23 protein-coding genes and 1 pseudogene are annotated in these 24,174 nt (G+C 67.6%); 9 read left to right on the top strand and 15 right to left on the bottom strand.

The genetic code is table 11. From position 1 onward, the window contains the following. Positions 1-60 precede the first annotated feature (60 nt). Positions 61-1,419, bottom strand: coding sequence for a DUF2252 domain-containing protein (locus GOALK_RS11590; RefSeq protein WP_006359007.1), 1,359 nt, complete (start codon positions 1,417-1,419; stop codon positions 61-63). Between the two features lie 65 nt (positions 1,420-1,484). Next, entirely contained in the window at positions 1,485-2,936 is a 1,452-nt protein-coding gene (locus GOALK_RS11585; RefSeq protein WP_040004154.1) for a hypothetical protein, read from the bottom strand. Positions 2,937-3,144: 208 nt separating this feature from the next. On the opposite strand from GOALK_RS11585, the gene GOALK_RS11580 reads away from it, so the two are divergent. Then, a complete protein-coding gene (locus GOALK_RS11580) occupies positions 3,145-3,672 on the top strand; it encodes a hypothetical protein (RefSeq protein ID WP_006359005.1) in 528 nt (175 codons plus the stop codon). A gap of 102 nt (positions 3,673-3,774) precedes the next feature. Here the strand turns inward: GOALK_RS11580 and GOALK_RS11575 are convergent, their stop codons facing one another. From GOALK_RS11575 to GOALK_RS11550, 6 genes are all read right to left on the bottom strand, one after another. After that, complete coding sequence (locus tag GOALK_RS11575) at positions 3,775-4,248, bottom strand: Dps family protein (protein ID WP_006359004.1); 474 nt, start codon at positions 4,246-4,248, stop codon at positions 3,775-3,777. 114 nt (positions 4,249-4,362) lie between these two features. Further along, positions 4,363-4,794 (bottom strand): organic hydroperoxide resistance protein, encoded by a 432-nt coding sequence (locus GOALK_RS11570; protein ID WP_006359003.1) that lies wholly within the window; start codon positions 4,792-4,794, stop codon positions 4,363-4,365. 159 nt (positions 4,795-4,953) lie between these two features. After that, positions 4,954-5,628: a hypothetical protein gene (locus GOALK_RS11565; protein WP_006359002.1), complete on the bottom strand. Its 675-nt coding sequence runs from the start codon at positions 5,626-5,628 to the stop codon at positions 4,954-4,956. Positions 5,629-5,754: 126 nt separating this feature from the next. Continuing rightward, on the bottom strand, positions 5,755-7,044 hold the full coding sequence (locus GOALK_RS11560) for a lipase family protein (RefSeq protein WP_006359001.1): 1,290 nt from the start codon (positions 7,042-7,044) through the stop codon (positions 5,755-5,757). A gap of 192 nt (positions 7,045-7,236) precedes the next feature. After that, positions 7,237-8,631, bottom strand: a complete 1,395-nt coding sequence (locus tag GOALK_RS11555) for a GntP family permease (RefSeq protein WP_006359000.1) — start codon at positions 8,629-8,631, stop codon at positions 7,237-7,239. Positions 8,632-8,633: 2 nt separating this feature from the next. Next, positions 8,634-9,137 carry a gluconokinase gene (locus GOALK_RS11550; RefSeq protein WP_040004153.1) on the bottom strand — a complete coding sequence of 168 codons (504 nt, stop codon included), beginning with the start codon at positions 9,135-9,137 and terminating at the stop codon, positions 8,634-8,636. Between the two features lie 125 nt (positions 9,138-9,262). Here GOALK_RS11550 and GOALK_RS11545 point away from each other — a divergent pair, with 125 nt between their 5' ends. Beyond that, positions 9,263-9,997 carry a FadR/GntR family transcriptional regulator gene (locus GOALK_RS11545; RefSeq protein WP_006358998.1) on the top strand — a complete coding sequence of 245 codons (735 nt, stop codon included), beginning with the start codon at positions 9,263-9,265 and terminating at the stop codon, positions 9,995-9,997. On the opposite strand, the gene GOALK_RS11540 is transcribed toward GOALK_RS11545, so the two are convergent. From GOALK_RS11540 to GOALK_RS11530, 3 genes are all read right to left on the bottom strand, one after another. Then, positions 9,994-11,013 carry an IS481 family transposase gene (locus tag GOALK_RS11540; RefSeq protein ID WP_040004152.1) on the bottom strand — a complete coding sequence of 340 codons (1,020 nt, stop codon included), beginning with the start codon at positions 11,011-11,013 and terminating at the stop codon, positions 9,994-9,996. The two genes, GOALK_RS11545 and GOALK_RS11540, sit on opposite strands and share 4 nt — an antisense overlap. Before the next feature lie 114 nt (positions 11,014-11,127). After that, positions 11,128-12,153, bottom strand: a complete 1,026-nt coding sequence (locus GOALK_RS11535) for an aspartate-semialdehyde dehydrogenase (RefSeq protein ID WP_006358996.1) — start codon at positions 12,151-12,153, stop codon at positions 11,128-11,130. A gap of 2 nt (positions 12,154-12,155) precedes the next feature. After that, positions 12,156-13,421 (bottom strand): aspartate kinase, encoded by a 1,266-nt coding sequence (locus tag GOALK_RS11530; protein ID WP_006358995.1) that lies wholly within the window; start codon positions 13,419-13,421, stop codon positions 12,156-12,158. Positions 13,422-13,589: 168 nt separating this feature from the next. Here GOALK_RS11530 and GOALK_RS11525 point away from each other — a divergent pair, with 168 nt between their 5' ends. Next, the gene (locus GOALK_RS11525; protein ID WP_006358994.1) at positions 13,590-14,918 is read left to right on the top strand and encodes a putative hexosyltransferase; all 1,329 of its coding nucleotides are present in this window, start codon (positions 13,590-13,592) and stop codon (positions 14,916-14,918) included. A gap of 16 nt (positions 14,919-14,934) precedes the next feature. On the opposite strand, the gene GOALK_RS11520 is transcribed toward GOALK_RS11525, so the two are convergent. Further along, positions 14,935-15,609 carry a TetR/AcrR family transcriptional regulator gene (locus GOALK_RS11520; RefSeq protein WP_006358993.1) on the bottom strand — a complete coding sequence of 225 codons (675 nt, stop codon included), beginning with the start codon at positions 15,607-15,609 and terminating at the stop codon, positions 14,935-14,937. A gap of 170 nt (positions 15,610-15,779) precedes the next feature. On the opposite strand from GOALK_RS11520, the gene GOALK_RS11515 reads away from it, so the two are divergent. Both GOALK_RS11515 and GOALK_RS11510 read left to right on the top strand, forming a co-directional pair. Further along, on the top strand, positions 15,780-17,357 hold the full coding sequence (locus GOALK_RS11515) for an MFS transporter (protein ID WP_006358992.1): 1,578 nt from the start codon (positions 15,780-15,782) through the stop codon (positions 17,355-17,357). Continuing rightward, on the top strand, positions 17,345-17,923 hold the full coding sequence (locus GOALK_RS11510) for a nitroreductase family protein (RefSeq protein WP_006358991.1): 579 nt from the start codon (positions 17,345-17,347) through the stop codon (positions 17,921-17,923). The genes GOALK_RS11515 and GOALK_RS11510 overlap by 13 nt, the downstream gene beginning before the upstream one ends. A gap of 79 nt (positions 17,924-18,002) precedes the next feature. Here GOALK_RS11510 and GOALK_RS11505 read toward each other — a convergent pair whose 3' ends face one another. Together GOALK_RS11505 and GOALK_RS11500 are read right to left on the bottom strand one after the other, a co-directional pair. Further along, the gene (locus tag GOALK_RS11505) at positions 18,003-19,433 is read right to left on the bottom strand and encodes an MFS transporter (RefSeq protein ID WP_006358990.1); all 1,431 of its coding nucleotides are present in this window, start codon (positions 19,431-19,433) and stop codon (positions 18,003-18,005) included. A 190-nt stretch (positions 19,434-19,623) separates the two neighbouring features. After that, the gene (locus GOALK_RS11500) at positions 19,624-20,031 is read right to left on the bottom strand and encodes a RidA family protein (protein ID WP_006358989.1); all 408 of its coding nucleotides are present in this window, start codon (positions 20,029-20,031) and stop codon (positions 19,624-19,626) included. 74 nt (positions 20,032-20,105) lie between these two features. On the opposite strand from GOALK_RS11500, the gene GOALK_RS11495 reads away from it, so the two are divergent. The 4 genes and pseudogenes from GOALK_RS11495 to GOALK_RS11480 all read left to right on the top strand — a co-directional run. Further along, the gene (locus GOALK_RS11495) at positions 20,106-20,519 is read left to right on the top strand and encodes a winged helix-turn-helix transcriptional regulator (protein ID WP_006358988.1); all 414 of its coding nucleotides are present in this window, start codon (positions 20,106-20,108) and stop codon (positions 20,517-20,519) included. A 208-nt stretch (positions 20,520-20,727) separates the two neighbouring features. After that, the gene (gene leuA, locus GOALK_RS11490; protein WP_006358987.1) at positions 20,728-22,578 is read left to right on the top strand and encodes a 2-isopropylmalate synthase; all 1,851 of its coding nucleotides are present in this window, start codon (positions 20,728-20,730) and stop codon (positions 22,576-22,578) included. Between the two features lie 172 nt (positions 22,579-22,750). Then, the gene (locus tag GOALK_RS11485) at positions 22,751-23,362 is read left to right on the top strand and encodes a TetR/AcrR family transcriptional regulator (protein ID WP_006358986.1); all 612 of its coding nucleotides are present in this window, start codon (positions 22,751-22,753) and stop codon (positions 23,360-23,362) included. Positions 23,363-23,429: 67 nt separating this feature from the next. Next, a pseudogene (locus GOALK_RS11480) lies at positions 23,430-23,678 on the top strand (LLM class flavin-dependent oxidoreductase); the annotation flags it as partial. Positions 23,679-23,724: 46 nt separating this feature from the next. Here the strand turns inward: GOALK_RS11480 and GOALK_RS11475 are convergent. Continuing rightward, complete coding sequence (locus GOALK_RS11475; RefSeq protein ID WP_006215441.1) at positions 23,725-24,114, bottom strand: heavy metal-responsive transcriptional regulator; 390 nt, start codon at positions 24,112-24,114, stop codon at positions 23,725-23,727. Positions 24,115-24,174 lie beyond the last annotated feature (60 nt).

Raw genomic sequence — 24,174 nt, 5'->3', positions numbered from 1 at the left:
TCCCTGTCGGCTCTCACTGTCGGTTCGCCCTGCGGTCTGTGTACCACAGCCGGGCACGCGTCAGCTCTTTCCCTCCGCGGCGAGGTCGTGCACACTCAGCTCGCCACGGTTGATCGCCGCCGTCATCTGGACGTGGTCGGCGTCGTTGAGATCAGCGTAGGAGATCGAGAACTCCGCCATCGCGTCGGCGAAACCCGCTGTCTCGGACAGATACCGCGCGATGTCGAACCGCGTCGACGTGCGGGCGTGCGCCTGACCGAGTGCCATCCCGCACAGGCGCGCATAGAGTTTCATCGCATCGGGTCCGAGCGCTTCGACGACGACCGACCCCTTGCCGTCGCGGAGCTGGCGCACGTAGAAGTCACGGCGATCGCCGTTCTCGTCGAGTCCCGTCGACCAGCCGAGGAAGAGATCGCTGGCTGCCTGCAGGAGCCGCTGGCCCTCGACGACGCGCTGTCCCTGGTTGTCGAAACCCGATGACGGCACATGATCGGCAAGGACCGACCGCTGTGCCTCCTTGACCTGCAGGAAGAGCGGGTCCTCCAAATTTCTGCCCATCATCAGCACGATCCACGCGCGGGTTCCGACACTGCCCACACCGACGACCTTGAACGCAATGTCGACGAGCGAGAACTGGGCAAGCAGGGTCTGCACATGCAACGGCAGTGTCGCCCGGTAACTGTCGACGCGCTCACGGACCCGTTCCTCGACCACGGCGGCGTCCTCGTCGGTGAAGCGTTCCGTCAGGGGGACCAACAAGGGCGGTTCACTGCGGATGTGCGCGTTGCCATCCGGGTCGATCTCGCAGAGTTTGGCCAGGGCCTGCGCGCTGTTGCGGTGCCGGGCCTTGCGCAATGCCTTCTGCGTCCGCTCGGTCATCGAGGTGTCCAGGCGGTCGCCCAGATCCGCGAACATGGACTCGACATCGATTCCGGCGTACCAGCACTCGAGGGTCGTCATCGAGACGCTCCGTCTGATGGTCCGGCGGTACGCCTTCGCCACCGTCTTGGCGATCTTGCGGTTGGTCGTGTCGTCGAACCCGTTGTCACGTCCCGCGATCGCGAAACTCGCGGCCAGTCGTTTCACGTCCCATTCGAAGGGACCGATGTGGGTCTCGTCGAAGTCGTTGAGGTCGAACACCATTCGACGCTCCGGACTGAAGAACAGGCCGAGGTTGCTGAGGTGGGCATCCCCGCACAGCTGGGTGATGATGCCGGTGTCGGGGGTCCGGGACAGGTCGTCGGCCATGACCGCGGCGGCGCCGCGATAGAAGGTGAACGGTGTCGCCGCCATCCGCGCGTGCCGGACGGGGATGAGTTCGGGCACGCGGTTGCGCGCCTGTGCGGCGAGGATCGTCAGCGGGTCGGCACGTTCGCCGCGCGTCGGACAGGCGGCCAGGTCGGCGGGGGTGGTGGTCACCGGGGCTCCTCCCTGTGGAGCGTGTCCCGGGCACCGGTCGGAGCCCGGAGGTGGGCCTCCCGGCGCTACTGGTACGAGACGAACCAGGGTGTCGGCGCGACCGCCATGGTCGTCGCCGGCGAGAACGTCGGCTTGTCCTCCGTGTAGAAATTCTTCCAGCCCATCCACACTCCCGCGGGGAGATCGTGTAGCAATCTGCGCCAGGTCTCCATCTTCACCGGCGGCGTCCCGTGCCCGTCGGCGTGCAGGACCACCTGCAGTTCGGGTCGATCGGTGACGATGTTCTTCCGCTGGGCGAGCATGCCGGCGTCGAACTGGTGGAGCACGAACAGCTTCTGCGGCAGTCCCCGATCGCGTACCAGCCCCGCGAGCCAATCCGACGTGCGGTTGACCTCGTCGGCCTCGACGGACCCGATCTGCGTGAGGTGCACCTGATCCGGCTTGAGACGCCACTCCGGGTCGAGCGCCAACCCGACGTGCGGCAGCGCCAGGAGGTCCGCATACCGCTGGGCTTGCGCCAGGAAGTCCATGCGTCCGGGCTGGAGGTCGAGGGTCACATAGACCCCGGCGCGGCCGGCGGCCTCGACCCAGGGCCGCAGCACTTCCGGGTCGATCATGTTCGTATACCGGGACCCCTCGCCCGGCTCCGACGACGCGACGGTCGCGATGATCTCGAACGCCGGGACCACCGGTTCGGCGCTGACCTGCTGATAGTCGGCGGCCAGTCGCCGGACGCGGTCGATCGACGCCTCGATACCCTGCCGGCCGAGCGGACCCAACGCCGGCGCATCGGGCGAACCGTACAGCGCGACCATTCGACGGCCCGGGAACACGATCTGCCCACCGCCGGGGAGCTCCGGCGTCCGACGCGCCTGATCGACGCGGGCCGCGAACGTCTCGTCGTCGCCGAAGCCGGGACCGACCGCGCGGATCGGGGTCGCCGACGACGCGCCGCTCACCGCAGCGACGGCGTGGGCACCTGCCCTGGGGTCGGGGACGGGCACCTCGACGACGCGCCCCGCAGAACGGGCGGTCAGCATCGCGTCCATCGGGATACCGCGGGCGACCATCACGATCGGCTCGTCCGCGCTCGGGCGCAGGTTGCCGCGCAGGTCCTCGAGGTCGATGGACCTGCGGTTGTCGAGCCCGTCGATCTCGCCGACGCGGACCGCCCGCTGGACACCGAGCCGCCGCAACTCCTCGTCGACGCTGTGCACGGTCTCCGGGCGCACGGTGAGCACGGGGACGTGTTTCTCGCCGGCGGCCGCCGCGACGCGCTTCCGGGTCCCGGGATCGCCGAGCGCACCCGCCCCGAGGAGGATCGCCTCGTCGGATCGGGAGTAGAACTCGCGGCTGATGAGGATCGAATCCGGTTCCGCGCCGGTCAGAACGGCGGCACCCGGCCGTGGTTCGGCGAACGCCACGACCCCGTCGGTATCCGCCTGCCCCGCCGATGCGCTGATGAAGAGCCCAACCATCACGCAGACGATCGACGCCCCGATCATCCGAATCGTCACCAGTGCATTCCTCCCGTCCTCGGCTCCGCTCGACCAGGGGTCGGACGGGTCTCGACCAGCGTTGGCGCAGACGGTCGCCCAACGTATCAGCGGCAGCACGTCCCTACGACCTCCGGCAAGCACCCGTACTCGGCCCACACCGTCGTGACCGGCACCGACCGGCGGGCATGTGACCTGGTTCACGAGCGGTGTCGGACCGCGTTGTAGCGTGTGTGCCGTGGACTATTGGGGTGTGATGGTCGGGTTGGGTCTTCTCGCGTCGGCGTTCGGTGCGGCTGCATTCGTGCGCTACCGCGAACGGGAGTCCGCAACCCTGCAACGACAGACAGCACTGGCGCGCGAGCTGCGCGAGCTCGCAGGCGATGACGAGGTCCGACTGGCAGCGGTGGACGAGTTCTCGCTCACCATCTATCAGCGTCTCTTCTACGCATCGGTGGTGGCGCCGTGGATTCGCTCGGCGGCCTGGGCCCTGCTGGGTGCAGTCCTCGCCGCCGCGGGAGCAGTCGCGGTCGGGCCGCTGGACGGCGTGTACGCCACCGTGGTCCACATCGTCACGATCGCGGCCTCGGCGATCTTCATCCTGGCCGCACTCGTCTTCACCGGCATCGCGCTGTACCACTCGGCGTCGACCCCGCGTGTCTCCTTCCGCGATTCCTACGCCGACGACGACGCGGGCGTGTCCACGCCCGCTGCCGAGGTGGCCGACACGAAGACCGGCGAGCCGGCGGGCGACTGACGCCTTCGTCGAAGAGCCACCGAGACAGTCGAATACAACGGACCCCGCCGGTGGCGGGGTCCGTTGCTGTGAGAGGCCCCGATTGAGGGCTCATCCGGTTGGTCAGGCGGACTGCGCCTGCCACATCCAGTGCAGCTGTTCGAGTTTCGACGCGAACGAGATGAGCAGATCCTGCGTCACCGGGTCGGCTTCCTCGGTCACCTCGATGCGCTCGCGGAGACCGGCGATGACCGCCTTCAGGTTCGCCACGACGGCGTCGACGACCTCGGTGTCCTTGGTCCAGCCTTCGCCGAAGCCCTTGGTGTTGGCGGTCTTGGCCACGGTCTCGGCACGGCCGTCCGGACTGACGCCGATGGCGGTCGCGCGCTCGGCGGCGGCGTCGGTGAACTCACGGGCCACGGTGACGAGCTCGTCGAGGTCGAGATGCACCGACCGGAACTGCTTGCCGACGACGTTCCAGTGGGCCTGCTTGGCGATCAGGGTGAGGTCGATGAGGTCGACCAGGGTGTCCTGCAGGGCCTTACCGGCCACAGACTGCTGCTCGTCGGTGAGGGTGCTGGTGATGGGGGTGGTCATGATCAAGAGCGTCCTTTCTTGTCATATCTGGGGTGCTACCGCAGGGCTGTGTCGGACTGAGTTCTACGCCCCGTCGGATGGAAGAAACGACTGGTTCTGGTGGCGGGCGACGCGTCAGACGGTGACGGTGACCTTCTGCTCGATGTTGCCGCGGGTGGCCTTGGAGTACGGGCAGAACTCATGCGCCTTGTTCGCCAGCTCCTGTGCCTTCGCCTCGTCGACGCCGGGGATCGAGACATCGATCGCCACGGTCAGTCCGAAGCCACCGTCGGCGGGGTCTTTGCCGATGCCGACAGTCACGTTGACGGTGGAGTCGTCGGGCACCGGGCTTCCTGCCGCCTCAGACGTCGCTCGGAGTGCTCCGAGGAAGCACGCCGCGTAGCCGGCCGAGAAGAGCTCCTCCGGGTTGGAACCGTCGCCGCTGCCACCCATCTCCTTCGGCGGTTGGAGGTCGAGGTCGATCTGGCCCGAGGCCGAGACCACCTCACCGTCGCGTCCTCCGCCGGATGCCTTGGACGAAATGGTGTACACGGGTTCGATTGCCATCGGAGATCCTCCTGGGTTCAGGTGGGTGGATGTTCAGCTGCGTAGAACCAACGTTCTTTCCAACCGGCCTGTACCCGTATTCATTCCGACCAAACCGCCTGGTGGCGGGCGTTACAAACCGGCCGTGGAGTGTCGGCAGCGATACGACACTCCACGGTGTCAGCGACCGCGCAGCATGCGGGTCGGCTTCATCCGGGTCGACTCCGGCAGCCAGATGTTGACCGACCGGCGCGCGGTGAGCAGGGCGGCGATCACCAGCAGTACGAACTGCACCCAGCTGATGACGACCATCGTCGACGAGATGTCGGGATAGCGGAAGAGGAGGTCGACGCCCACCGGGATGCAGAGGAGGTGGACCACCACGGCAGCGAGGAAGAAGTTGCGGCAGTGGCGGCTGTGGTGGGTCACCGCGGCCACGAGGAGGAGGTACTCGATCACCAGGACGACGACGATCATGACCAGCATGAACGGCGGGAAGAATCCGGCGAGCGTCTCGACCTGGTCCTCCGGTGCGGAGTTGGCCGGGTCGGTCACGACCCCCTCGAGGAGGCGCTGCCGCAGGTCGTCGGTGATGGTGCTCAGGTTGAAGAAGCCGTATACCGCCAGGACCAGTCCGATGACCGCCGCACCCCACCAGACGACGCGGGCGTGGAGTGCCAGGGCCGCGGGCGGGCTGCCCGGGTCGGCCGGCCGCGGCGGGTAGAGCGCCGCCTGGTCGCGGTCGCGCGACGATCGTTCCAACTCGGCGAGATCTTCGGCGTCGAGTTCTGCCTGAGTCGGGATGCGTTCGGGGTCCCGATCGTGGGGGTCCCCCGGCCCGTGCGGATCGGTCATCCTTCGATCCTGCCATCCGGGCCACCGGTACGAACAGGGCCCGCCGGAGCGATGCCGGCGGACCCTGTCTGCGGTTCGGGTGGTCCTGCGTCGAGTGGATCCGCGTCGAGTGGTTCTGCGCTTCGACTACTTCCGGAACTCGCCGAGGACGAACTCCATGCCGGGCAGGAAGGTGCCGAGCATCGGGACCACGTGGTTGACGATCGACTTGGTCAGGATCGGCGGCGTCGGGTTCGTGACGAACCGGACGTCGGCGCCCTGGGCCCGCCAGTCCGCGGCGAGCTGCGCAACCTGGCCATACGGGATCACGTCGTCGTGGAGGCCACCTTCGAGGAAGACGGGAGCGTTCGGCTTCAGCCGACCGATGCGCTGTTCGCCGACGACCTTCTGCACCACCGGCGACCGTGCGATCACCGAGGAGAGCGTCTCGCCGGTGCGGGTCCAGTTCTTCGTCTGCTGGAAGCCGAAGGCGGGGATGATGTCGCCGATGCAGCTGGTCGAGATGTGCTTCAGCGCAGCCTTTCCGGAGGAGTTGGTCTCCCGCTGCACGACGTCGGCGACCAGCGGGTACCGCTGGGTGAGGCCGTTGATGGCGAAGCCGATGGCCCCGGCAATGGTGCTCCCGTCGATGGCCGGGATGACCTTCGCCAGGTCGGCTGGCGGCGCACCGGCGTAACTGGCACGGACGTTCAGTTCCGGTGCGTAGGTCGCGGCGAGTTCGGCCGCCGAAGCGGCCGCGCCACCGCCCTGCGAGTAGCCGGCGAATCCCACCGGCGCGTCGGCCGGGGCTCCCGACGCGCGCAACGCCGCCCGGGCGCCGTCGAGCATGGCGTGGCCGGTCTCCGAGCGGTTGACGTAGGTGTGGATTTCCGGGGTGCCCATGCCGATGTAGTCGGTGACGAACACCCGAACACCGTTGAGCAGCATGTAGAACATCTCCGGCGCGGTGTAGTTGACGCCGATGCTGGGCTTGGTGATGTCGATCGACATCGGCAGGCTCATCAGCTTCGACGCCGCGCACTGGTCACCCTGACCGATGGTGCCCGGGCCGACGACGACGGTCGGGCGCGGACCCTTCCCGGCCCACGGCGCGGTCGGCTCGACGACGGTGCCGGTGACCGCCGCGGGCTTTCCGTCCTGGTAGGTCGAGGTGTACATGACCTTGCGGGCCGTACCCGGCCACTGTCCGGGAGCACCCGGGATCTGCAGGAGCAGCGGGATCTGCTGACTCCGGATCACCGAGCCGGGCTCGGTGGCGAAGGATGCCGGCGGGGTGTAGAAATCGGACGCACTCGCGTCCGGCGCCGGACTGATCACGGCAACCGCACAGGCCGCTGCCACCGCACCCGCAATCGTGGTCTTTCGCAGGCGTGACCTGCGGCGCGACCCAACGCTCATTCCCGACTTCAGCTTCATGGGCGAGTAACCTACCCCACAGTAAGTTGAGTCAGGTGACTGGGTCCTCATCCGCGCTGTGACCACCCGCGCCGTCACCGAAAACCGCCCCCGGGATCCGCCCTTCAGCGCGGGCTCGACGACACTATGTCGCCGGCGCGGCTACTGGGGGTCGATCCCAGGGGCGCTTTTCAGCGGGCGGCGTCAGCCCGGTCAGATCACCAGGCCGAGTGCCAACACGACGACCAGGCCGCTCACCGAGAGCAGGGTCTCCATCATCGACCAGGTCTTGAAGGTCTGGCCGACGGTCATGCCGAAGTACTCCTTGACCAGCCAGAAGCCGGCATCGTTGACGTGCGACAGGAAGACCGAGCCGGCACCGATCGCGAGAACGACCAGCGAGACCTCACCCGAGCTCAATCCGTCGACGAGTCCGAGCATCAGCGACGACGCGGTGATCGTCGCGACGGTCGCGGAGCCGGTGGCCAGGCGGATCAGCGCGGCGAGCACCCAGGCGAGGACGAGGATCGGGACGTTCGCGCCGGTGGCCCAGTCGGCCAGGAGCGTGCCGATTCCCGTGTCGACGAGGACTTGCTTGAAACCGCCGCCGGCGGAGACGATCAGCAGGATGCCGGCGATGGCGGGCAGCGCCGCACCGGTGCACTTCGAGATCGTCTCGCGGTCCATCCCCGAGCCGCGGCCGAGGGTGAACATCGCGACGACGACGGCGATGAGCAGGGCGATCAGCGGCGTACCGAGGATGTCGAGAACGCGACGCAGGAGCTGGTCCTCGTCGGAGATGAAGATCTCGGCGAGCGCTTTGCCCAGCATCAGGACGACCGGCAGCAGGACGCTGAACATGGTGACGGCGAAGGAGGGCCTCTTGGTGGTCGGACCGTCGTCGGGGTCGACGTCGAAGGTGTGTGGCGCCTCGACCGTCACCCACTTTCCGGCGACGGTGGCGAACAGCGGGCCCGAGACGATGATCGTCGGGATCGCCACGCCCACACCGAGTGCGAGGGTGAGGCCGAGGTCGGCGCCGAGGGCGTCGATCGCCACGAGCGGGCCCGGGTGCGGTGGCACGAAGCCGTGCATGGCCGAGAGGCCTGCCAGCGCGGGGATGCCGATCGGGATCAGGCCCAGGCCCGAGCGTCGGGCAACCAGATAGATCACCGGCATCAGAAGGACGAGGCCGATCTCGAAGAACATCGGCAGTCCGATGATCGCGCCGACGAGCGCCATCGCCCACGGCAGCATGCGCGGGGAGGCATGCCCGACGATCGTGTCCACGATCTCGTCGGCGCCTCCGGAGTCGGCGAGCAGCTTCGCGAACATCGCCCCGAGCGCGATCAGGATGCCCACACCGGCTGCGGTGGAACCGAATCCGGTGGTGAAGGACTCCAGGACCGTCGGGACCGACTCACCCGCGACGATGCCGACCGTGGCACCGCCGCCGACCAGCGCGAGGAACGGATGGACCTTGGCGACGGTGATCGCCACGACGATGACCGCGATACCGGCCAGCGCCGCGACGACGAGCTGCCAACCCGGCGCGACCGGCTCGGGCAGATCCGCACTCGCGGCGAGGATCGTGGTGGTCGACAACATGTTCAGTTCTCCTCGCCGTTGGGGAGCGACGCGACCAGCTCGTCGACGATGGCGTCCACGCTCTGGTCCACGTCGACGGTCAGGCCGCGCTCAGCGGATGTCAGGGGTTCGAGGGTCTCGAATTGGGATCGCAGCAACGCTGTCGGCATGAAGTGCCCCGGCCGCGATGCCTGGCGGCGGGCGATGACCTCGACCGAGCCGGCGAGGTGCGCGAACAGCACCGACGGCTCGTGCCCCCGGAGACGGTCGCGGTACTCGTGCTTGAGCGCGGAACAGCTCATCACCCCACCGTCACCGTGTTCGGCCAGCCAGACCCCGATGGATTCCAGCCACGGACGACGGTCGTCGTCGTCGAGCGGCTGACCGGCCGACATCTTGGCGATGTTCTCCGCCGAGTGGAAGTCGTCGGCGTCCGCGAACGGAACGCGTAGACGCTGCGCCAACGCGGCCCCCACTGTCGACTTCCCCGACCCGGACACACCCATAACGACCACCGGTGATCGCATGCCAACTCCTCCACATCGCTGTGCTGCTGATCACGGAGACTGCCTCAATAGTCATACTTATGCAAGTCCCTCGCGCGTTAAGTACGCACATTTACGCCAGAGGCCGTTAATGAGAAGATGAAATCGTGAGTCGGAGCACAGGTGGGACCACAGAGCGCCACGACGAGACCCTTGCCGCCATCGGTAGGCGCATCGTCTCGGGGGCACAGCCGGCGGGCAGCGTGCTGACGCTCGACGCCATCTGCACCGAGCACGGGGTGTCGCGGACCGTGGCACGCGAGGTGATCAAGGTCCTCGAATCGATGGGACTCGTCGAGTCGCGGCGCCGGGTCGGCATCACCATCCAGCCGCGCACCAGGTGGAGCGTGTTCGACCCGCGACTGATCCGGTGGCGTCTCGACGGCGCGGACCGTGCGGAGTTTCTCGCGACCCTGTCGGAGCTACGACGCGGATTCGAGCCCGTGGCGGCCGCGCTGGCGGCGGAACGAGCGAACGAGCACCACTGCCGCATCCTCGCGGCCGCGGTGTCGGACATGTCCGTCCACGGACGGACCGGCGACCTCGAGTCGTACCTGCTGGCCGACAAGGTCTTTCACCGCACCCTGCTCGAGGCGAGCGGCAACGAGATGTTCCGGTCGCTGGCCGACGTCGTCGGCGAGGTGCTCGCCGGTCGAACCCATCACGGGATGATGCCGCCGACCCCGAACCCGGCCGCGATCGCACTGCACGACGACGTGGCGAGAGCAATACGCCTCCGCGACCCGAAGGCCGCGGAGGCGTCGATGCGAGAGATCATCACCGAGGCGGCGGCAGCCGTCTCCCCCTCGCTGCCTGAGGTGCGAGCCTCGAAGGCCGACTAGATGTACTGACCCGACAGGTTGGGTACGTGGTCGGCGGGTGAGTTGCCTCGGAGTGCGGTGTGGCCGCGTTCGTGATTGTAGATGCGAAGGAACTCGGGGAAGGCCGCGACGCGTTCGGTTTCACTGAGGTAGGGACGGGCGTAGGCCCATTCCTCCTGCAGGGTCCGGTTGAATCGTTCGACCTTGCCGTTGGTTTGCGGCCGGTACGGTCTGGTCCACTTGTGCTTGATCTTGTTGTCGTGCAACAAGTCCCGAAATATGCGGGACCGGTAACACGACCCGTTGTCGGTCATCACTCGCGCGGTGGTGACACCGATCGAGGCGAAGTGCGCCAACGCCCGAGTCATGAACGCGGTCGCGGTTTCCTTCTTCTCATCAGCGAGGATCTCGGAGTAGGCGTAGCGGGAGTGGTCGTCGACGGCGTGATGCAGATACGCGTACCCCAGGTTGGGGCGGCCAGCAACTTTGCGGGTTCGTCCAGGCTCGCGGTGGGCACTGGAGTTGCGGGTGCCCTGGGCGCGGCCGTGTACGCGATGTCCACCGCCGTCGGGGATTCTGCCGAGCTTTTTGATGTCGACGTGGATCAAGTCTCCGGGCGCTTGGTGTTCGTACCGGCGAATCTCGCGTCTGCGGGCACGTACCGGCGCCCCGGTTGCCGGGTCGATCCACGACAGTCGTAGGCAGCCGTAGCGGGTGAGGATGCGGTGCACCGTGGAGACGTTCAACCCCAGGTGGTATCCGATCCGGGCTGGCCCCCAGCGGCGGGAGACGCGTAACCCGACGACCCGGCGTTCCCGGCGCCGGCTGGTGCGATGCGGACACGATCGGGGCCGGCTGGACCGATCACCCATTCCGGCCGGCCCGTGGTCGCGGTAGCGATCCGCCCATCGCTTGGCCGTGGTGACTGACACGTTGAACCGGTCAGCTGCGCGGCGCAGTGGCCACCGGTCGTCCACAACACACCGAGCCAGACGCAACCGGCCAGTCGGGGACAGCGGTGAATTACGGTGGGACATGAAGACCTCCGGGTTGAGGAGCGGTTCTTAGACAGCTCCACACCTCACTCGGAGGTCTTCCCTATGTCACGTCGACTCGCCGAACTCTGTACCTAACGTTCCGGGTCAGTACAACTAGACCAGCAGCTCGGCGATCTGAATGGTGTTGAGAGCAGCGCCCTTTCGGAGGTTGTCACCCGAGACGAACAGCGCGAGGCCGCGACCGTCCGGGACACCCGGATCCTGGCGGATACGACCCACGAGCGAGTTGTCCTTGCCGGCCGCGGCGAGCGGCGTCGGCACGTCGGTGAGCTCGACTCCGGCTGCGGCACCGAGGATCTCCTGGGCACGAGCAACCGACAGCGGCTCGGCGAATTCCGCGTTGATCGACAGCGAGTGTCCGGTGAACACGGGCACACGCACGCAGGTTCCGCTGACGAGAAGCTCGGGGAGACCGAGGATCCTGCGCGACTCGTTGCGCAGCTTCTGATCCTCGTCGGTCTCGCCGGTGCCGTCGTCGACGAGCGAACCGGCAAGTGCCACAACGTTGAACGCAATGGGTGCGACGTACTTGTTCGGGGCCGGGAAGTCGACGGCCGAGCCGTCGTGGACCAGCTTCTCGGCGTCGCCGACGACGGCGCGCACCTGTCCGGCGAGTTCCTCGACGCCGGCCAGACCGCTACCGGAGACCGCCTGGTAGCTCGAGATGATCAGACGCTGCAGTCCGGCTTCGTCGTGCAGCGGCTTGAGCACCGGCATGGCTGCCATGGTGGTGCAGTTGGGGTTGGCGATGATGCCCTTGGGCGGGTTCTTCGCCAGCTCCCCGTTGACCTCCGAGACCACCAGCGGCACATCGGGATCCTTGCGCCACGCCGACGAGTTGTCGATCACGGTGACACCGGCGGCGGCGAACCGCGGCGCCTGCTCGCGGGACATCGTGGCGCCCGCGGAGAACAGGGCGATGTCGAGACCGGCGGGATCGGCGGTGGCCGCGTCCTCCACCACGATCTCCCCGTCACCCCACGGCAGCTTCTTGCCCGCCGACCGCGGCGATGCGAAGAAGCGCACCTCGTCGGCCGGGAAGTTGCGCTCTTCCAGGAGGGTTCGCATGACGGCACCGACCTGACCGGTCGCGCCGACGACTCCGATACGTACACCCATGATCAGCGACCCGTTCCTGCGTAGACGACGGCTTCTTCTTCGCCACCGAGATCGAAGGCGGCGTGCAGTGCGCGCACGGCGTCGTCGAGTTCGGTGTCGCGGCACAGCACCGAGATGCGGATCTCCGAGGTGGAGATCAGCTCGATGTTCACGCCGGCCTCGCTCAAGGCCTCACAGAAGGTGGCGGTGACGCCCGGGTGCGACTTCATGCCGGCGCCGACGAGGGAGACCTTGCCGATGTGGTCGTCGTACAGCAGTTCGGTGAAGCCGATCTCCTCGCGCAGCTTGGTGAGCTTCTCGACACCAAGCGGGCCGAGCTCGCGCGGCAGGGTGAAGGTGATGTCGGTCTTGCCGGTGTCGACTTTCGAGATGTTCTGCAACACCATGTCGATGTTGATCTCGGCGTCGGCGACGGCACGGAACACCTTGGCGGCGTAGCCCGGCTTGTCGTCGAGACCCACGACGGTGATCTTGGCTTCGCTGCGATCGTGTGCGACGCCGGTGAGAATGGCTTCTTCCACGGGAATGTCCTCCATCGATCCGGTCACCACGGTGCCGGGTTTGGTCGAGTACGACGAGCGCACGTGAACGGGAACGTTGTACCGGCGGGCGTATTCCACGCACCGCAGCATCAGGACCTTCGCGCCGCAGGCCGCGAGCTCGAGCATCTCCTCGAAGGAGACCTTGTCGAGGCGGCGGGCGTCGGGGACGATGCGCGGGTCGGCGGAGTACACGCCGTCGACGTCGGTGTAGATCTCGCAGACGTCGGCCTCGAGGGCCGCTGCCAGCGCGACGGCGGTGGTGTCGGAGCCTCCGCGGCCGAGGGTGGTGATGTCCTTGGTGTCCTGCGAGACACCCTGGAACCCGGCGACCAGCACGATCTTGCCCTCGTCGAGTGCGCTGCGAACGCGTCCCGGCGTGACGTCGATGATCTTGGCCTTGCCATGTGAGCTCGTCGTGATGACGCCGGCCTGTGAGCCGGTGAACGACTGAGCATGTGCACCAAGCGAACTGATGGCCATCGCCACCAGCGCGTTGGAGATGCGCTCACCCGAGGTCAGGAGCATGTCCATCTCGCGCGCCGGGGGCGCCGGGTTGACCTGCTGGGCGAGGTCGAGCAGTTCGTCCGTTGTGTCGCCCATCGCCGAGACGACGACGACAACGTCGTTGCCCTGTTTCTTCGTCTCGACGATGCGCTCGGCAACGCGACGGATGCGTTCGGCCGTTGCGACCGAGGATCCGCCGTACTTCTGCACCACGAGGGCCACGTCGAGTTACCTCCCGCCGGCTCGTGCGCCGGTTCGATAGACGTCAGCTTGCTTCGGACAACCTTACCGGGCAGCAGGTTGCAGCTCTGACCTGGTCACCGACGTTCTGTGATCCGTCGCACACGGCACGTCGCCGGTGGTCGTCCGCGACGACCTAGGATTCCACGGGTGGCCACCCCTACCGACGTCGACGATCCGGGCCGTCGTCCCGACCCCGACCCGGGCACGGGTGGAGTCGACGGCCGGCCGATCTCTCCGGGCGGCTCGACGCCGGCCCGACGCCCCGCCGACCCGGGACCCCCGTTCGCCGACTGGGTCCGCCGGTACCGCTGGTGCCTCGACGCCCTCGTCGTCTATCTGGTCATCCGCGCGATCGGAATCCTCACGCTCGCACGGTTCGCGGACCTGCGCGACATCACGCTCAGCAAGGCGCTCACCGTGTGGGACGGGCAGTGGATGCTGGCGATCGCCACCCACGGATACGACGGGGTGCCGGCGAGCCTGACCGATGCGCGCGGAATCCACACCGCCGACACCGCATATGCCTTCTTCCCCGGGTACCCGTACCTGGTCGGGTTCCTGGCGAAGCTGCCCGGTGTGACGCCGTTCGGTGCGGCGCTGACCCTCAATCTCGTTCTCGGATGCATCGCCGCGGTCGGCGCGGCCCGGCTCGGCATGGTGTGCGCGCGGCTGATGTCCCGTCGCTCCCCCATCGGCCCCGCCCCCGAGCGCGCCACCGGACTGTTCCTGGTGGTGCTCTTCGCGGCGACCCCGATGTCGATCGTGCTCAACATGGCCTACACCGAGGCGATGTTCTGTGCCCTCGCCACGTGGGCACTCATCGGAATCCTCGAGAAACGCTGGCTGCTGGCCGGGGTGATGGCGGGCCTCTGCGGGTTCTGCCGGCCGACCGCCGCGGTCGTCATCGGCGTGGTGGTCCTCGCCGCGCTGGTGTCCCTGTGGACCGGCCGCAGCTCCACCGAGGTCACCGGCGCGGACCGTGCGCGTGCCGCCGCTGCGATCGTCCTCAGTCCGCTGGGATACCTCACCTATCTGGGCGTCGTCTGGGCCCACACCGGTTCGCCGACGGGATGGTTCCGCATCCAGACCGAGGGCTGGGACACCGAGTTCGACTGGGGTGTGGCCGCATTCAACTTCGTCAACGAGCAGCTGGTCAATTCCGCCGAGGTGGCCCCGACCGCGACGTCGTGGATCGTACTGAGCACCCTGGTGATGCTCGGTGTGGCGGTCTGGGCGCGGCTGCCCTGGCCGGTGTTGCTGTTCGGTTCGCTGCTCGTCGCCCAGATCGTGCTGTCGAGCGGCCTGATGATGAGCAGACCGCGACTCCTGTTGCCCGCCTTCGTCCTTCTCATCCCGCTCGCGATGGCTCTCGCCCGGGCGCGGCCGGTGATCGCCGGCCTCGTCGTCGTTCCGATCGTCGTCGGCAGTTCGTGGTTCGGCGCGCACATGCTGACGGTGTTCCCGCACGCGATGTGACCGCGGTTCCGGCGGCTCAGTGCGCGGAGGCCTCGAAACCCGCACAGAGATAACCGATCCCGGCGTCGAGCCGGGCGCGCGGGTCCAACAGGTGTGCGGCGTCGGGGCGTCCGGCGAGACGGGCGAGGTGTTCGGGCACCGCGGCGTCGGACCGTCCGGCGATCACGTCGGAGAGCCGGACCGACGACGCCTCGGAGTCGCCTTGGACCTGATCGTCGATCAGCTTGTCGCCGACGGCCATCAGCGCGACGCCGTGGACGAAGCTCCACACCGTCAGCGCCATGTCGGTGGCACGTTCGATGCCGACACCGAGTTCCAGGAAACCCGCGGACAGCCAGTCGAGACATTCCAGCGAGGCCTCGCCGTAACTGAGCCGAGGTGACGAATAGGCCAGCACCACCCAGGGGTGACGCCGGTACAGCTCCCAGTCGACGTCGACGGCGATCCGGACCCGCTCCTGCCACGACGGCGCGTCCTCGTAGGGGTAGGGATAGCGCTGCGTGACCTCTTCTGACATCGCCAGCAGGAGGGCCTCCTTATCGGCGACGTGCCGGTAGAGCGACATCGCCCCGACCCCGAGCTCGTCGGCGACCCGCCGCATCGAGAGACCGTTCAGTCCCCGGGCGTCGGCGATCCCGATCGCGGCGTCGACGATGACCGCCGGCGACAACTTGGTCGTGCCAGATGTCACCTGCTCGCCCCTCCTGGTCCTCCGCGGGAATAAACGGATTGCGTACAGCGTACTCACCTGGCGTACGCTTGCCCGCGTACACCGTACGCGCCCTCGCTGGACGAGCAGATGAGGACCGCTGCGACGAACCTTGTCGAAACCCCATCTGCGAAACCATCGAGGAGCACATCGTGTCCACCCGCCTCGGCCCGTCGGATCGGCAACTTCCGGGTACCGCCGACCGACGAACCTGGCTGGGACTCGCGGTGCTCACGCTGCCCGTGTTCCTGGTGTCGATGGACGTCTCCGTCCTCTATCTCGCGATCCCCTCGATCACCGACGCGCTCGCGCCGTCGGCGGCCCAGCAACTGTGGATCCTGGACATCTACGGCTTCCTGATCGCCGGCCTGCTGATCACGATGGGCAATCTCGGCGACCGCATCGGACGGCGTCGCATCCTGCTCGCCGGAGCCGCGGTGTTCGGCGCGGCGTCGATCCTCGCCGCCTTCGCACCCACGGCCGGAATCCTCATCGCCGCTCGCGCCCTGATGGGTGTCGGCGGGGCGACGCTGATGCCGTCGAGCCTGTCGCTGATCGCCAACATGTTCTCCGACGACCGGGAGCGCGGCCGCGCCATCGGCGTCTGGACGGCAGCCTTCGCCGGTGGCGCCGCGGTCGGCCCGGTCATCGGCGGCGTGCTGCTGCACCACTTCTGGTGGGGCTCGGCCTTCCTCATCAACGTGCCGGTGCTGGCCGCCCTCCTCATCCTCGGCCCCCGACTCATCCCCGAGTACAAGGCACCCTCGACCGCACGGTTCGACGTGCTCGGCGTCGTGCTGTCGATGGCCGGCATCCTGCCCGTCGTCTACGCGGTGAAGACCATCGCGAGCGACGGCGCCGACGCGGGCGTCATCGTCATCGGGCTCGCCGGCCTGGCACTGCTCGCCGGCTTCGTGGTCCAGCAACGCAACTCCGCGGCACCACTTCTCGACCTCAAGCTGTTCCGGAACGCCCACTACGTCGGCGCGATCTCGGTGGCGCTCGTCGGCATGATGGCCCTCGGCGGGATGTCCTATCTGACCGGTGTCTACCTGCAGTCGGTGATGGGGCATGACGTCCTTGCCGCGGCGGTGGCCGGACTCCCGATGGCGGTCGCGGTGGCGGTGTTCTCGATCGGCGCCTCCCGGATCGCTACGGTGGTCGGCACCCGCGCGGCGTTCCTCGGGTCGATCGTGCTGGCGGCGGCCGGCAACTTCGGTTTGCTCGCGCTGACCACGTCGTCGCCGATCTGGGTGTACCTCGTCTTCACGTTCATCGCCGGTATCGGTTACGGCATCCAGTTCAGCCTGGTGTCGGTCGTCGTCGTGGGCGCGGTCCCACCGGAGCGGTCGGGCTCGGCGTCGGGGATCTCGGAAACAAGCTTCGAACTCGGCAACGCGCTCGGACTCGCCCTGTTCGGTTCGCTTGCCACGCTGGTGTTCCGCGGACATCGCGACGGCTGGTCGTTCGGCGACACACTCGGTGAGACGCTCCATCGCGCCCTCGAGATGGGTACGCCGGGCGACGGACTCGCGACCGCGGCCCGCCAGGCCTACGTCGACGGCATGCACGCGGCGTCGCTCGCGATCGGGATCTCGATGACCGTTCTCGGCATCGGGGTGTTCTTCGCGATGCGCAAGCCGCTGACGCCCTGGACTGCCGATGCCCGGACCGTGACCGACGAACCGCAGGAGGGTTCGCCGCTACCCTCGACCAAGTGCATGAACTGATCGAAGGACGATGGAGCGCGCGGGGTTACGACCCCGCCGCCACCATCTCCGTCGCGAACCTCACGACCATCGTCGACGCCGGGCGGTGGGCACCCACCTGGGGGCGCATGCAGCCGGTCCGGTTTGTCGTCGGCCGACGCGGAGACGCCACCTTCGACGCCCTCACCGGCGTCCTGACCCGGGGGAACTCGGGCTGGGCACCGCGGGCGGCCGCGTTGGTGCTGGTGTGCACCACGGATCGTCCCGACGACCCGAAGGAACACACATACGCGGCGGTCGACGTTGGTCTCGCCGTATCGCAGATGATCCTGCAGGCCGAGGCACTCGGCTTCAACGGCCACCCGATGGCCGGCTTCGACGCCGCCGCCGCGACCGCGGCCTTCGACATCCCCGCCGACAAGCGGCCTCTCGTACTCCTGGGGATCGGCGCACTCGTCGAGGACACCGCGTCGTTGCCCGAGGACATCCGCGACCGCGACGAGCGCCCGCGGACCCGCCTGACGCTCGACGAGGTCGCGTTCGCCGGACGGTGGGGACGGCCCGCGTTCACCGCGCCCGACGCGTGAAACGTCCCCGCCGCGATCGATGATCGCGACGGGGACGTCGTCGTACTGCGGCCGTGTATCCGATTCGGCCTCAGGGACTTCAGCCGACGAGCTCGGGTTCCTGTTCGGTCCGCTCGGCCTCGGCGCGCATGGCCTTGTCCTTGGTCTCCACGATCAGGATCGTGCAGACCACACTGATCGCGGACAGGCCGGCGAGCAGGACACCCACCCAGATCGCACCGGGTCCGGCGATCAGCGGGGCGGCGATCAGCGGCGGGATTGCTCCGCCGAAGATCCCGGCGAGGTTGTAGCCCATGCCGGCACCGGTGTAGCGGTAGCGCGCCTCGAACAGTTCGGGGAGCAGCGCACCCGCCGGGCCGTAGGCGATGCCGAAGATCAGCAGGGTTCCGATCAGGCCGACGACGAAGGCGAAGCCGCCGCCGATCTCGAGGATCGGGAACAGGACCAGCGCCCACGGGATGGCGATGATGCACGAGGTCAGGATGACCCGACGTCGACCGACCCGGTCGGACCACATCGCCGACGCCGCGGTCGACAGGCCGAAGACGATCGCGGCGATCATGCCCGCGCTCAGCACGAACGTGCGGGACAGGTCGAGGCTCTTGGTGCCGTAGTTCGTGAGGAAGGCCGTGCCCATGTAGAAGAGGGAGAACAGGCTCGCCAGCGCACCGCCGGCGATGAGGATCTCTTTCCACTGGTATCGGAAGGCATCCATGAAGGGCAGTGCGGGCCCGTCTGCGGCCTCGGACTGAAGTGCCTTGCGGCGCTGGGCTTCCTGGAAGACCGGGGTCTCCGCGACGGCGAGCCGCACCCAGAGGCCGACTGCGACGAGAGCGAACGACAGGATGAAGGGGATACGCCAGCCGTAGTCGAGGAAGGCCGAGCTCGTCTCGCCGAGGGTCAGCGTGGCGATGAGGAACGTCAAACTCGACAGGAAGAATGCGAACGCCGGTCCGAGCTGCGGGAACATCGCGTACAGACCACGTTTTCCGGGAGGTGCGTATTCGGCCGTGAGCAGCGTCGCGCCGGCCCATTCACCGCCCACCGCGAAGCCCTGCAGGAATCGCAGTACGACGAGGGCGATGGGAGCCGCGATCCCGATGCCCGATTCGGCGATGCCGAAGACTCCGGTCTCGTACCCCGGGAGGAGTCCGATCGCCACGGTCGCGACGCCCATGATCAGCAGCGTCCACACAAGCGTCCGCTTGCGGCCGATCCGGTCACCGAAGTGCCCGAACAGCATGGCGCCGACCGGGCGTGCGAAGAACGCCACGGCGAAGGTCGCAAAGGATGCGATCGTGCCGGTCACCTCGTCGGCTGCCGGGAAGAACACCGTCGGGAACACCAGCGCGGCCGCGGTGCCGTAGATGAAGAAGTCGTAGAACTCGATGGTCGTGCCGATCGAGCTGGCGGCCGCGACGCGTCGGAGGCTGGTGGGCTTCGCGTCGGGCGGCGTCTGGGGGTCGGGCGGTAAGTCAGCGCGAGGCGGATCGGCGGGGATCGTGGTCACTGGCGTCGTCCTTCTGTGCAGGCGGCCGCGTCGCGGTTGAGCGGCTCTGTCGAAGACCGGGCGCGAAGCCCGTACACCCCTCCGGGCGTGGGAATGAGTTCGGTCACTCGCGGCTCCTGGTGAGATGCATGTCATAGCTTCACCGGGACCGCCCCTGCACGGCACCCCCCGAAGAGGGGGCGCGGAGGGGTCAGTTCACGATGGCGGTCGCCTCGATCTCGACCAGCACCTCCGGTTCGTACAGCGCCTGCACGCCGATCAGCGTGGCCGGCGGCATCGGCGTGGGCAGTCCCACCTCGTCGGCCACGGCTTCGATCCCGGCCATGAAGTCCCCGATCTTCGCCGGTTCCCAGTCGGTCACGTACACCGTCAGACGCACGACGTCGCCGAAATCCGCGCCTGCGCCGCGCAAGCCGCGGGCGACGTTCCGCAGCGCCTGGGCGACCTGCCCAGCGAGGTCGGCCGGGATCGGCGATCCGTCACCGGTGTGAGCCACCTGTCCGGCGAGGTACACGTGTCGGGTGCCGGTTCCCACCGCAACGTGGTGGTACGGGGCGTTCGGCAGCATGCCTTCGGGGCTGGAGAGCGTGACGGACATGAGTTCCTCCTGGTCTTTGTAGGTATCGCTTGTATACTTGGTTCCGTTCGGTTACTTCAACGAAACCAGGTCTCATGCCCGATACCCCTGCAGCCGCACCGCCCTCGCCGAGAGGCGAACACGAACTGAGGATCGACGCCGCGTCCCGGGAGTTGCTGGGTCAGGTCCTGGACAAATGGTCCCTGAGCGTGTTGAACGAACTGTGTGAGGCGCCGTCTCGGTTCAACGAACTGCGCCGCGCCATCCCGGCGGTGTCGCAGAAGTCGCTCACCAGCACGCTGCGCCGCCTCGAGCGAAACGGCATCATCGAACGCCGCATGCTCAGCACACGACCGGTCTCCGTCGAGTACCGGATCACGCCGCTGGGCAAGACCGTTCGCGAACCGATCGACGGACTCCTGGAGTGGGCGTCGACGCATCTGCCGGCCATCGACGCCGCGCGCGAGAGGTTCGACGACGAGGTCCTCGGCCCCGACGAGGACCGCTGATGCGGGCCCCGCCTGCCACCGACCGACGGACCAGGAATAGGCTTCCACCTGCACCTTTGGTCTCGATAGCACTGAGGAGTACAGTCGAGCGCATGCAGCGCGCACTCCTTCTCGGTTGCCGCGGCGGGGTCTGACACGACCGGCCCTCCGTCGCGGGGCCCAATCACGCGCCGGTCACTTTCCTTCCAGACACGGAGAATGACCACTCATGGCACCAGCAGACACCTTCACCTCCGGCGCCAGCCGAATCGTCGAGCCGAACGGCCCGATTCCCGCCGACCAGCCCGTATGGAATCCGCAGCGCAACTCCGCGATGCCGGTTCACCGCTACCGTCAGTTCGCCGACGAGGTCGAGACGATCTCGCTGCCCGACCGCACCTGGCCCGACAAGGTCATCACCAAGGCCCCGCTGTGGTGTGCGGTCGACCTGCGTGACGGCAACCAGGCACTGATCGATCCGATGAGCCCGGCGCGCAAGCGTCGCATGTTCGACCTGCTGGTCCGCATGGGCTACAAGGAGATCGAGGTCGGCTTCCCGTCGGCGAGCCAGACCGACTACGACTTCGTCCGCGAGATCATCGAGGACAACGCGATCCCCGACGACGTCACCATCCAGGTCCTGACGCAGTGTCGCGAGGAACTGATCGAGCGCACCTTCGAGGCCTGCCGCGGTGCCGCGAACGTGATCGTGCACTTCTACAACTCCACCTCGGTGCTGCAGCGCCGGGTGGTCTTCCGTGCCGACAAGCCGGCCATCGTCAAGATCGCCACCGACGCCGCCCACAAGGTGCTCGAGGTGGAGAAGAACTACCCCGACACCAACTGGCGCTACGAGTACTCGCCGGAGTCCTACACGGGCACCGAGCTGAGCTTCGCCAAGGAGGTCGTCGACGCGGTCACCGAGATCATCGCCCCCACCCCCGAGAAGCCGATGATCGTCAACCTGCCCGCGACCGTCGAGATGGCCACGCCGAACGTCTACGCGGACTCGATCGAGTGGATGCACCGCAACCTGGCCCGCCGCGACTCGATCATCCTGAGCCTGCACCCGCACAACGACCGCGGAACCGGTGTCGCCGCAGCCGAATTGGGCTTCCAGGCCGGTGCCGACCGCATCGAGGGCTGTCTGTTCGGCAACGGTGAGCGCACCGGCAACGTCTGCCTGGTGACCCTGGGCATGAACATGTTCAGCCGCGGCGTCGACCCGCAGATCAGCTTCTCCGACATCGACGAGATCCGTCGCACCGTCGAGTACTGCAACCAGCTGAACGTCCCCGAGCGTCACCCGTACGGCGGCGACCTGGTCTTCACCGCCTTCTCCGGCAGCCATCAGGACGCCATCAACAAGGGCCTGGACCAGATGAAGTACGACGCCGACGACGCCGACTCCGACGTCGACGACATCGTCTGGGCCGTACCGTATCTGCCGATCGACCCGAAGGACGTCGGCCGCAGCTACGAGGCCGTCATCCGCGTGAACAGCCAGTCCGGCAAGGGCGGCGTCGCCTACATCATGAAGGCCGACCACGGCATGAACCTGCCGCGTCGTCTGCAGATCGAGTTCAGCCGCGAGATCCAGAAGATCACCGACGGCGAGGGCGGCGAGGTCAATCCCAAGGAGATGTGGGATGTGTTCGCCCAGAACTACCTGCACCCGGTCTGGCCGCTGGAGCGCATCCGCCAGAAGGTCGACGCGGCCGAGGTCGACGGCGGCGAGGACCACATCACCGCCGTGGTGAAGATCGAGGGCAACGAGCGGGAGATCACCGGCTCGGGCAACGGTCCGCTGGCCGCCTTCGTCGACGCCCTGGGCACCGTCGGCTACGACGTCCGCGTCCTGGACTACAGCGAGCACGCCCTGACCGCGGGCGGCGACGCCAGCGCGGCGGCGTACGTGGAGACCGAGGTCAACGGCGAGACCGTTTGGGGTGTCGGCGTGGCGTCGTCGATCACCACCGCAAGCCTGCGTGCCGTGGTCTCCGCGGTCAACCGCGCCTACCGCGTCGCCTCGACCCCCGCCGCCGAGGACGAAGCCGCACCGCGCACCTGGGCTCCGTAAAAGCCCTCGCGCAACGGACAATCGAATACATCTCCGGCTGATGGGCCGGGACCACGTCGACGGGCGATCCTCGTCCGGGGTCCCGGCCCATTGCGCATCTTCGTGCCAGTCCACGCGAAACACGGCACAACGCCGCCATACCTCCCGCCGAGTTCTTGGATACCGTTGCCGCATGGGAGCCACGACAACCCGGGAGCTGTATCTGGAGACTGGCCTCGCCGTCCTCGCCGATTCCGGATACAGCGCATTGAAGCTGTCCGAGGTGTGCAACCGGCTCGGGGTGACGAGCGGCTCGTTTTATCACTTCTTCAAGAACTGGTCGGACTACACCAACCAGCTCATCGAACACTGGCTCGCATCACGCACCGAGGTGGAGGTCGCGGCCGCCCGGGCCGAACCCGACCCACTACGCCGGATGGTCGACCTCATCGAGTTCGCGGTGTCGCTCCCTCACGACGCAGAAGCCGCGATCCGCACCTGGGCGGCGATGGATCCGGACGTCGGCAAGGTGCAGGAGGCCGCCGATCGTTCCCGATACGACGTGGTCTTCGACATCGCCATGGAGCTTCTCCACGACCGGGTCGCCGCCCATCGCTACTCGAGCTGGGCCAACTTCGTCCTCACCGGATACGAACAGACCACACTCCCCGAGGACCGTGAGGCCCTCCGGTGGGCGGCCGAGCAGTTCATCACGTCCCTGGCAGATGCGGCCCGGAACCGGCGTGAGGGCCAGGTCGTGACGACGGACGTACGAACCCAGACGCCGGTGGACGTCCGCGACTGACCTGCGGTACCGGTACTCCTCGCCCTCGGGGTGGGAACAATCCGGACCGTGGTTTCATTTACCGATCATGAAGAAGATCGGTTTCCTGTCGTTCGGTCACTGGTCGGAGTCGCCCGGATCGCAGGTCCGCACGGCCGCCGACACATTGCTGCAGTCGATCGACCTCGCCGTGGCGGCCGAGGAACTGGGCGCCGACGGCGCGTACTTCCGGGTGCATCACTTCGCGCGGCAGCTGGCGTCGCCGTTCCCGCTACTGTCGGCGATCGGCGCCAAGACCAGCCGCATCGAGATCGGCACCGGTGTCATCGACATGCGCTAGCGCATATCGGGGTTGTAGCGTTGGAGTCATTGGCTACCGTCGTCTACAAGTACCTACACACTTGATCGGTGCTGCACGTTTCAGGGTCCGGGTGCGCGGCGTCCTGTCTGAGGTCCGCGATAGTGTCGCGCAGCACGGAGAGCTGCGCGATCTGCTGCTCGATCTCAGCGAGGCGCACGTCAAGCAGGTCGCGCACGTGCTCGCAGGGCGCATGGCCGCCGTCGCGGATGTCGAGGATCTGGCGGATCTGGGCGAGGGTGAGGCCCGCGGCCTGGCCGCGGTGGACGAAGTCGATCCGGGCGACCGTCTCGGGTGCGTAGTCGCGATAGCCGGACTGCGTGCGCTCGGCCGGCGGAAGCAGCCCCTGCCCCTCGTAGAAGCGGAGCGTCTTCGCCGTGGTGCCCGCGCGTTCGGCGAGTTCTCCGATGCGCATCGCGGCCTCCGATCGTTCGGCAGGAGCAGGCTTGACCTTCCCCTGCACTGGAAGGTCCAG

Origin of the sequence: Gordonia alkanivorans NBRC 16433, from assembly GCF_000225505.1 — a bacterium.
In the GTDB taxonomy this organism is placed as follows: domain Bacteria; phylum Actinomycetota; class Actinomycetes; order Mycobacteriales; family Mycobacteriaceae; genus Gordonia; species Gordonia alkanivorans.
This window is presented reverse-complemented; position numbering and strand designations above follow the sequence as displayed.

What these genes read in the sequence shown, in the direction of transcription:
- GOALK_RS11555 (WP_006359000.1), bottom strand. Translation starts at nt 8,631, where the DNA reads ATGTTGTCGACCACCACGATCCTCGCCGCGAGTGCGGATCTGCCCGAG.
- leuA (WP_006358987.1), top strand. Translation starts at nt 20,728, where the DNA reads ATGGCACCAGCAGACACCTTCACCTCCGGCGCCAGCCGAATCGTCGAG.
- GOALK_RS11565 (WP_006359002.1), bottom strand. Translation starts at nt 5,628, where the DNA reads ATGACCGATCCGCACGGGCCGGGGGACCCCCACGATCGGGACCCCGAA.
- GOALK_RS11560 (WP_006359001.1), bottom strand. Translation starts at nt 7,044, where the DNA reads ATGAAGCTGAAGTCGGGAATGAGCGTTGGGTCGCGCCGCAGGTCACGC.
- GOALK_RS11500 (WP_006358989.1), bottom strand. Translation starts at nt 20,031, where the DNA reads ATGTCCGTCACGCTCTCCAGCCCCGAAGGCATGCTGCCGAACGCCCCG.
- GOALK_RS11495 (WP_006358988.1), top strand. Translation starts at nt 20,106, where the DNA reads ATGCCCGATACCCCTGCAGCCGCACCGCCCTCGCCGAGAGGCGAACAC.
- GOALK_RS11575 (WP_006359004.1), bottom strand. Translation starts at nt 4,248, where the DNA reads ATGACCACCCCCATCACCAGCACCCTCACCGACGAGCAGCAGTCTGTG.
- GOALK_RS11475 (WP_006215441.1), bottom strand. Translation starts at nt 24,114, where the DNA reads ATGCGCATCGGAGAACTCGCCGAACGCGCGGGCACCACGGCGAAGACG.
- GOALK_RS11550 (WP_040004153.1), bottom strand. Translation starts at nt 9,137, where the DNA reads ATGCGATCACCGGTGGTCGTTATGGGTGTGTCCGGGTCGGGGAAGTCG.
- GOALK_RS11485 (WP_006358986.1), top strand. Translation starts at nt 22,751, where the DNA reads ATGGGAGCCACGACAACCCGGGAGCTGTATCTGGAGACTGGCCTCGCC.
- GOALK_RS11540 (WP_040004152.1), bottom strand. Translation starts at nt 11,013, where the DNA reads ATGTCCCACCGTAATTCACCGCTGTCCCCGACTGGCCGGTTGCGTCTG.
- GOALK_RS11535 (WP_006358996.1), bottom strand. Translation starts at nt 12,153, where the DNA reads ATGGGTGTACGTATCGGAGTCGTCGGCGCGACCGGTCAGGTCGGTGCC.
- GOALK_RS11570 (WP_006359003.1), bottom strand. Translation starts at nt 4,794, where the DNA reads ATGGCAATCGAACCCGTGTACACCATTTCGTCCAAGGCATCCGGCGGA.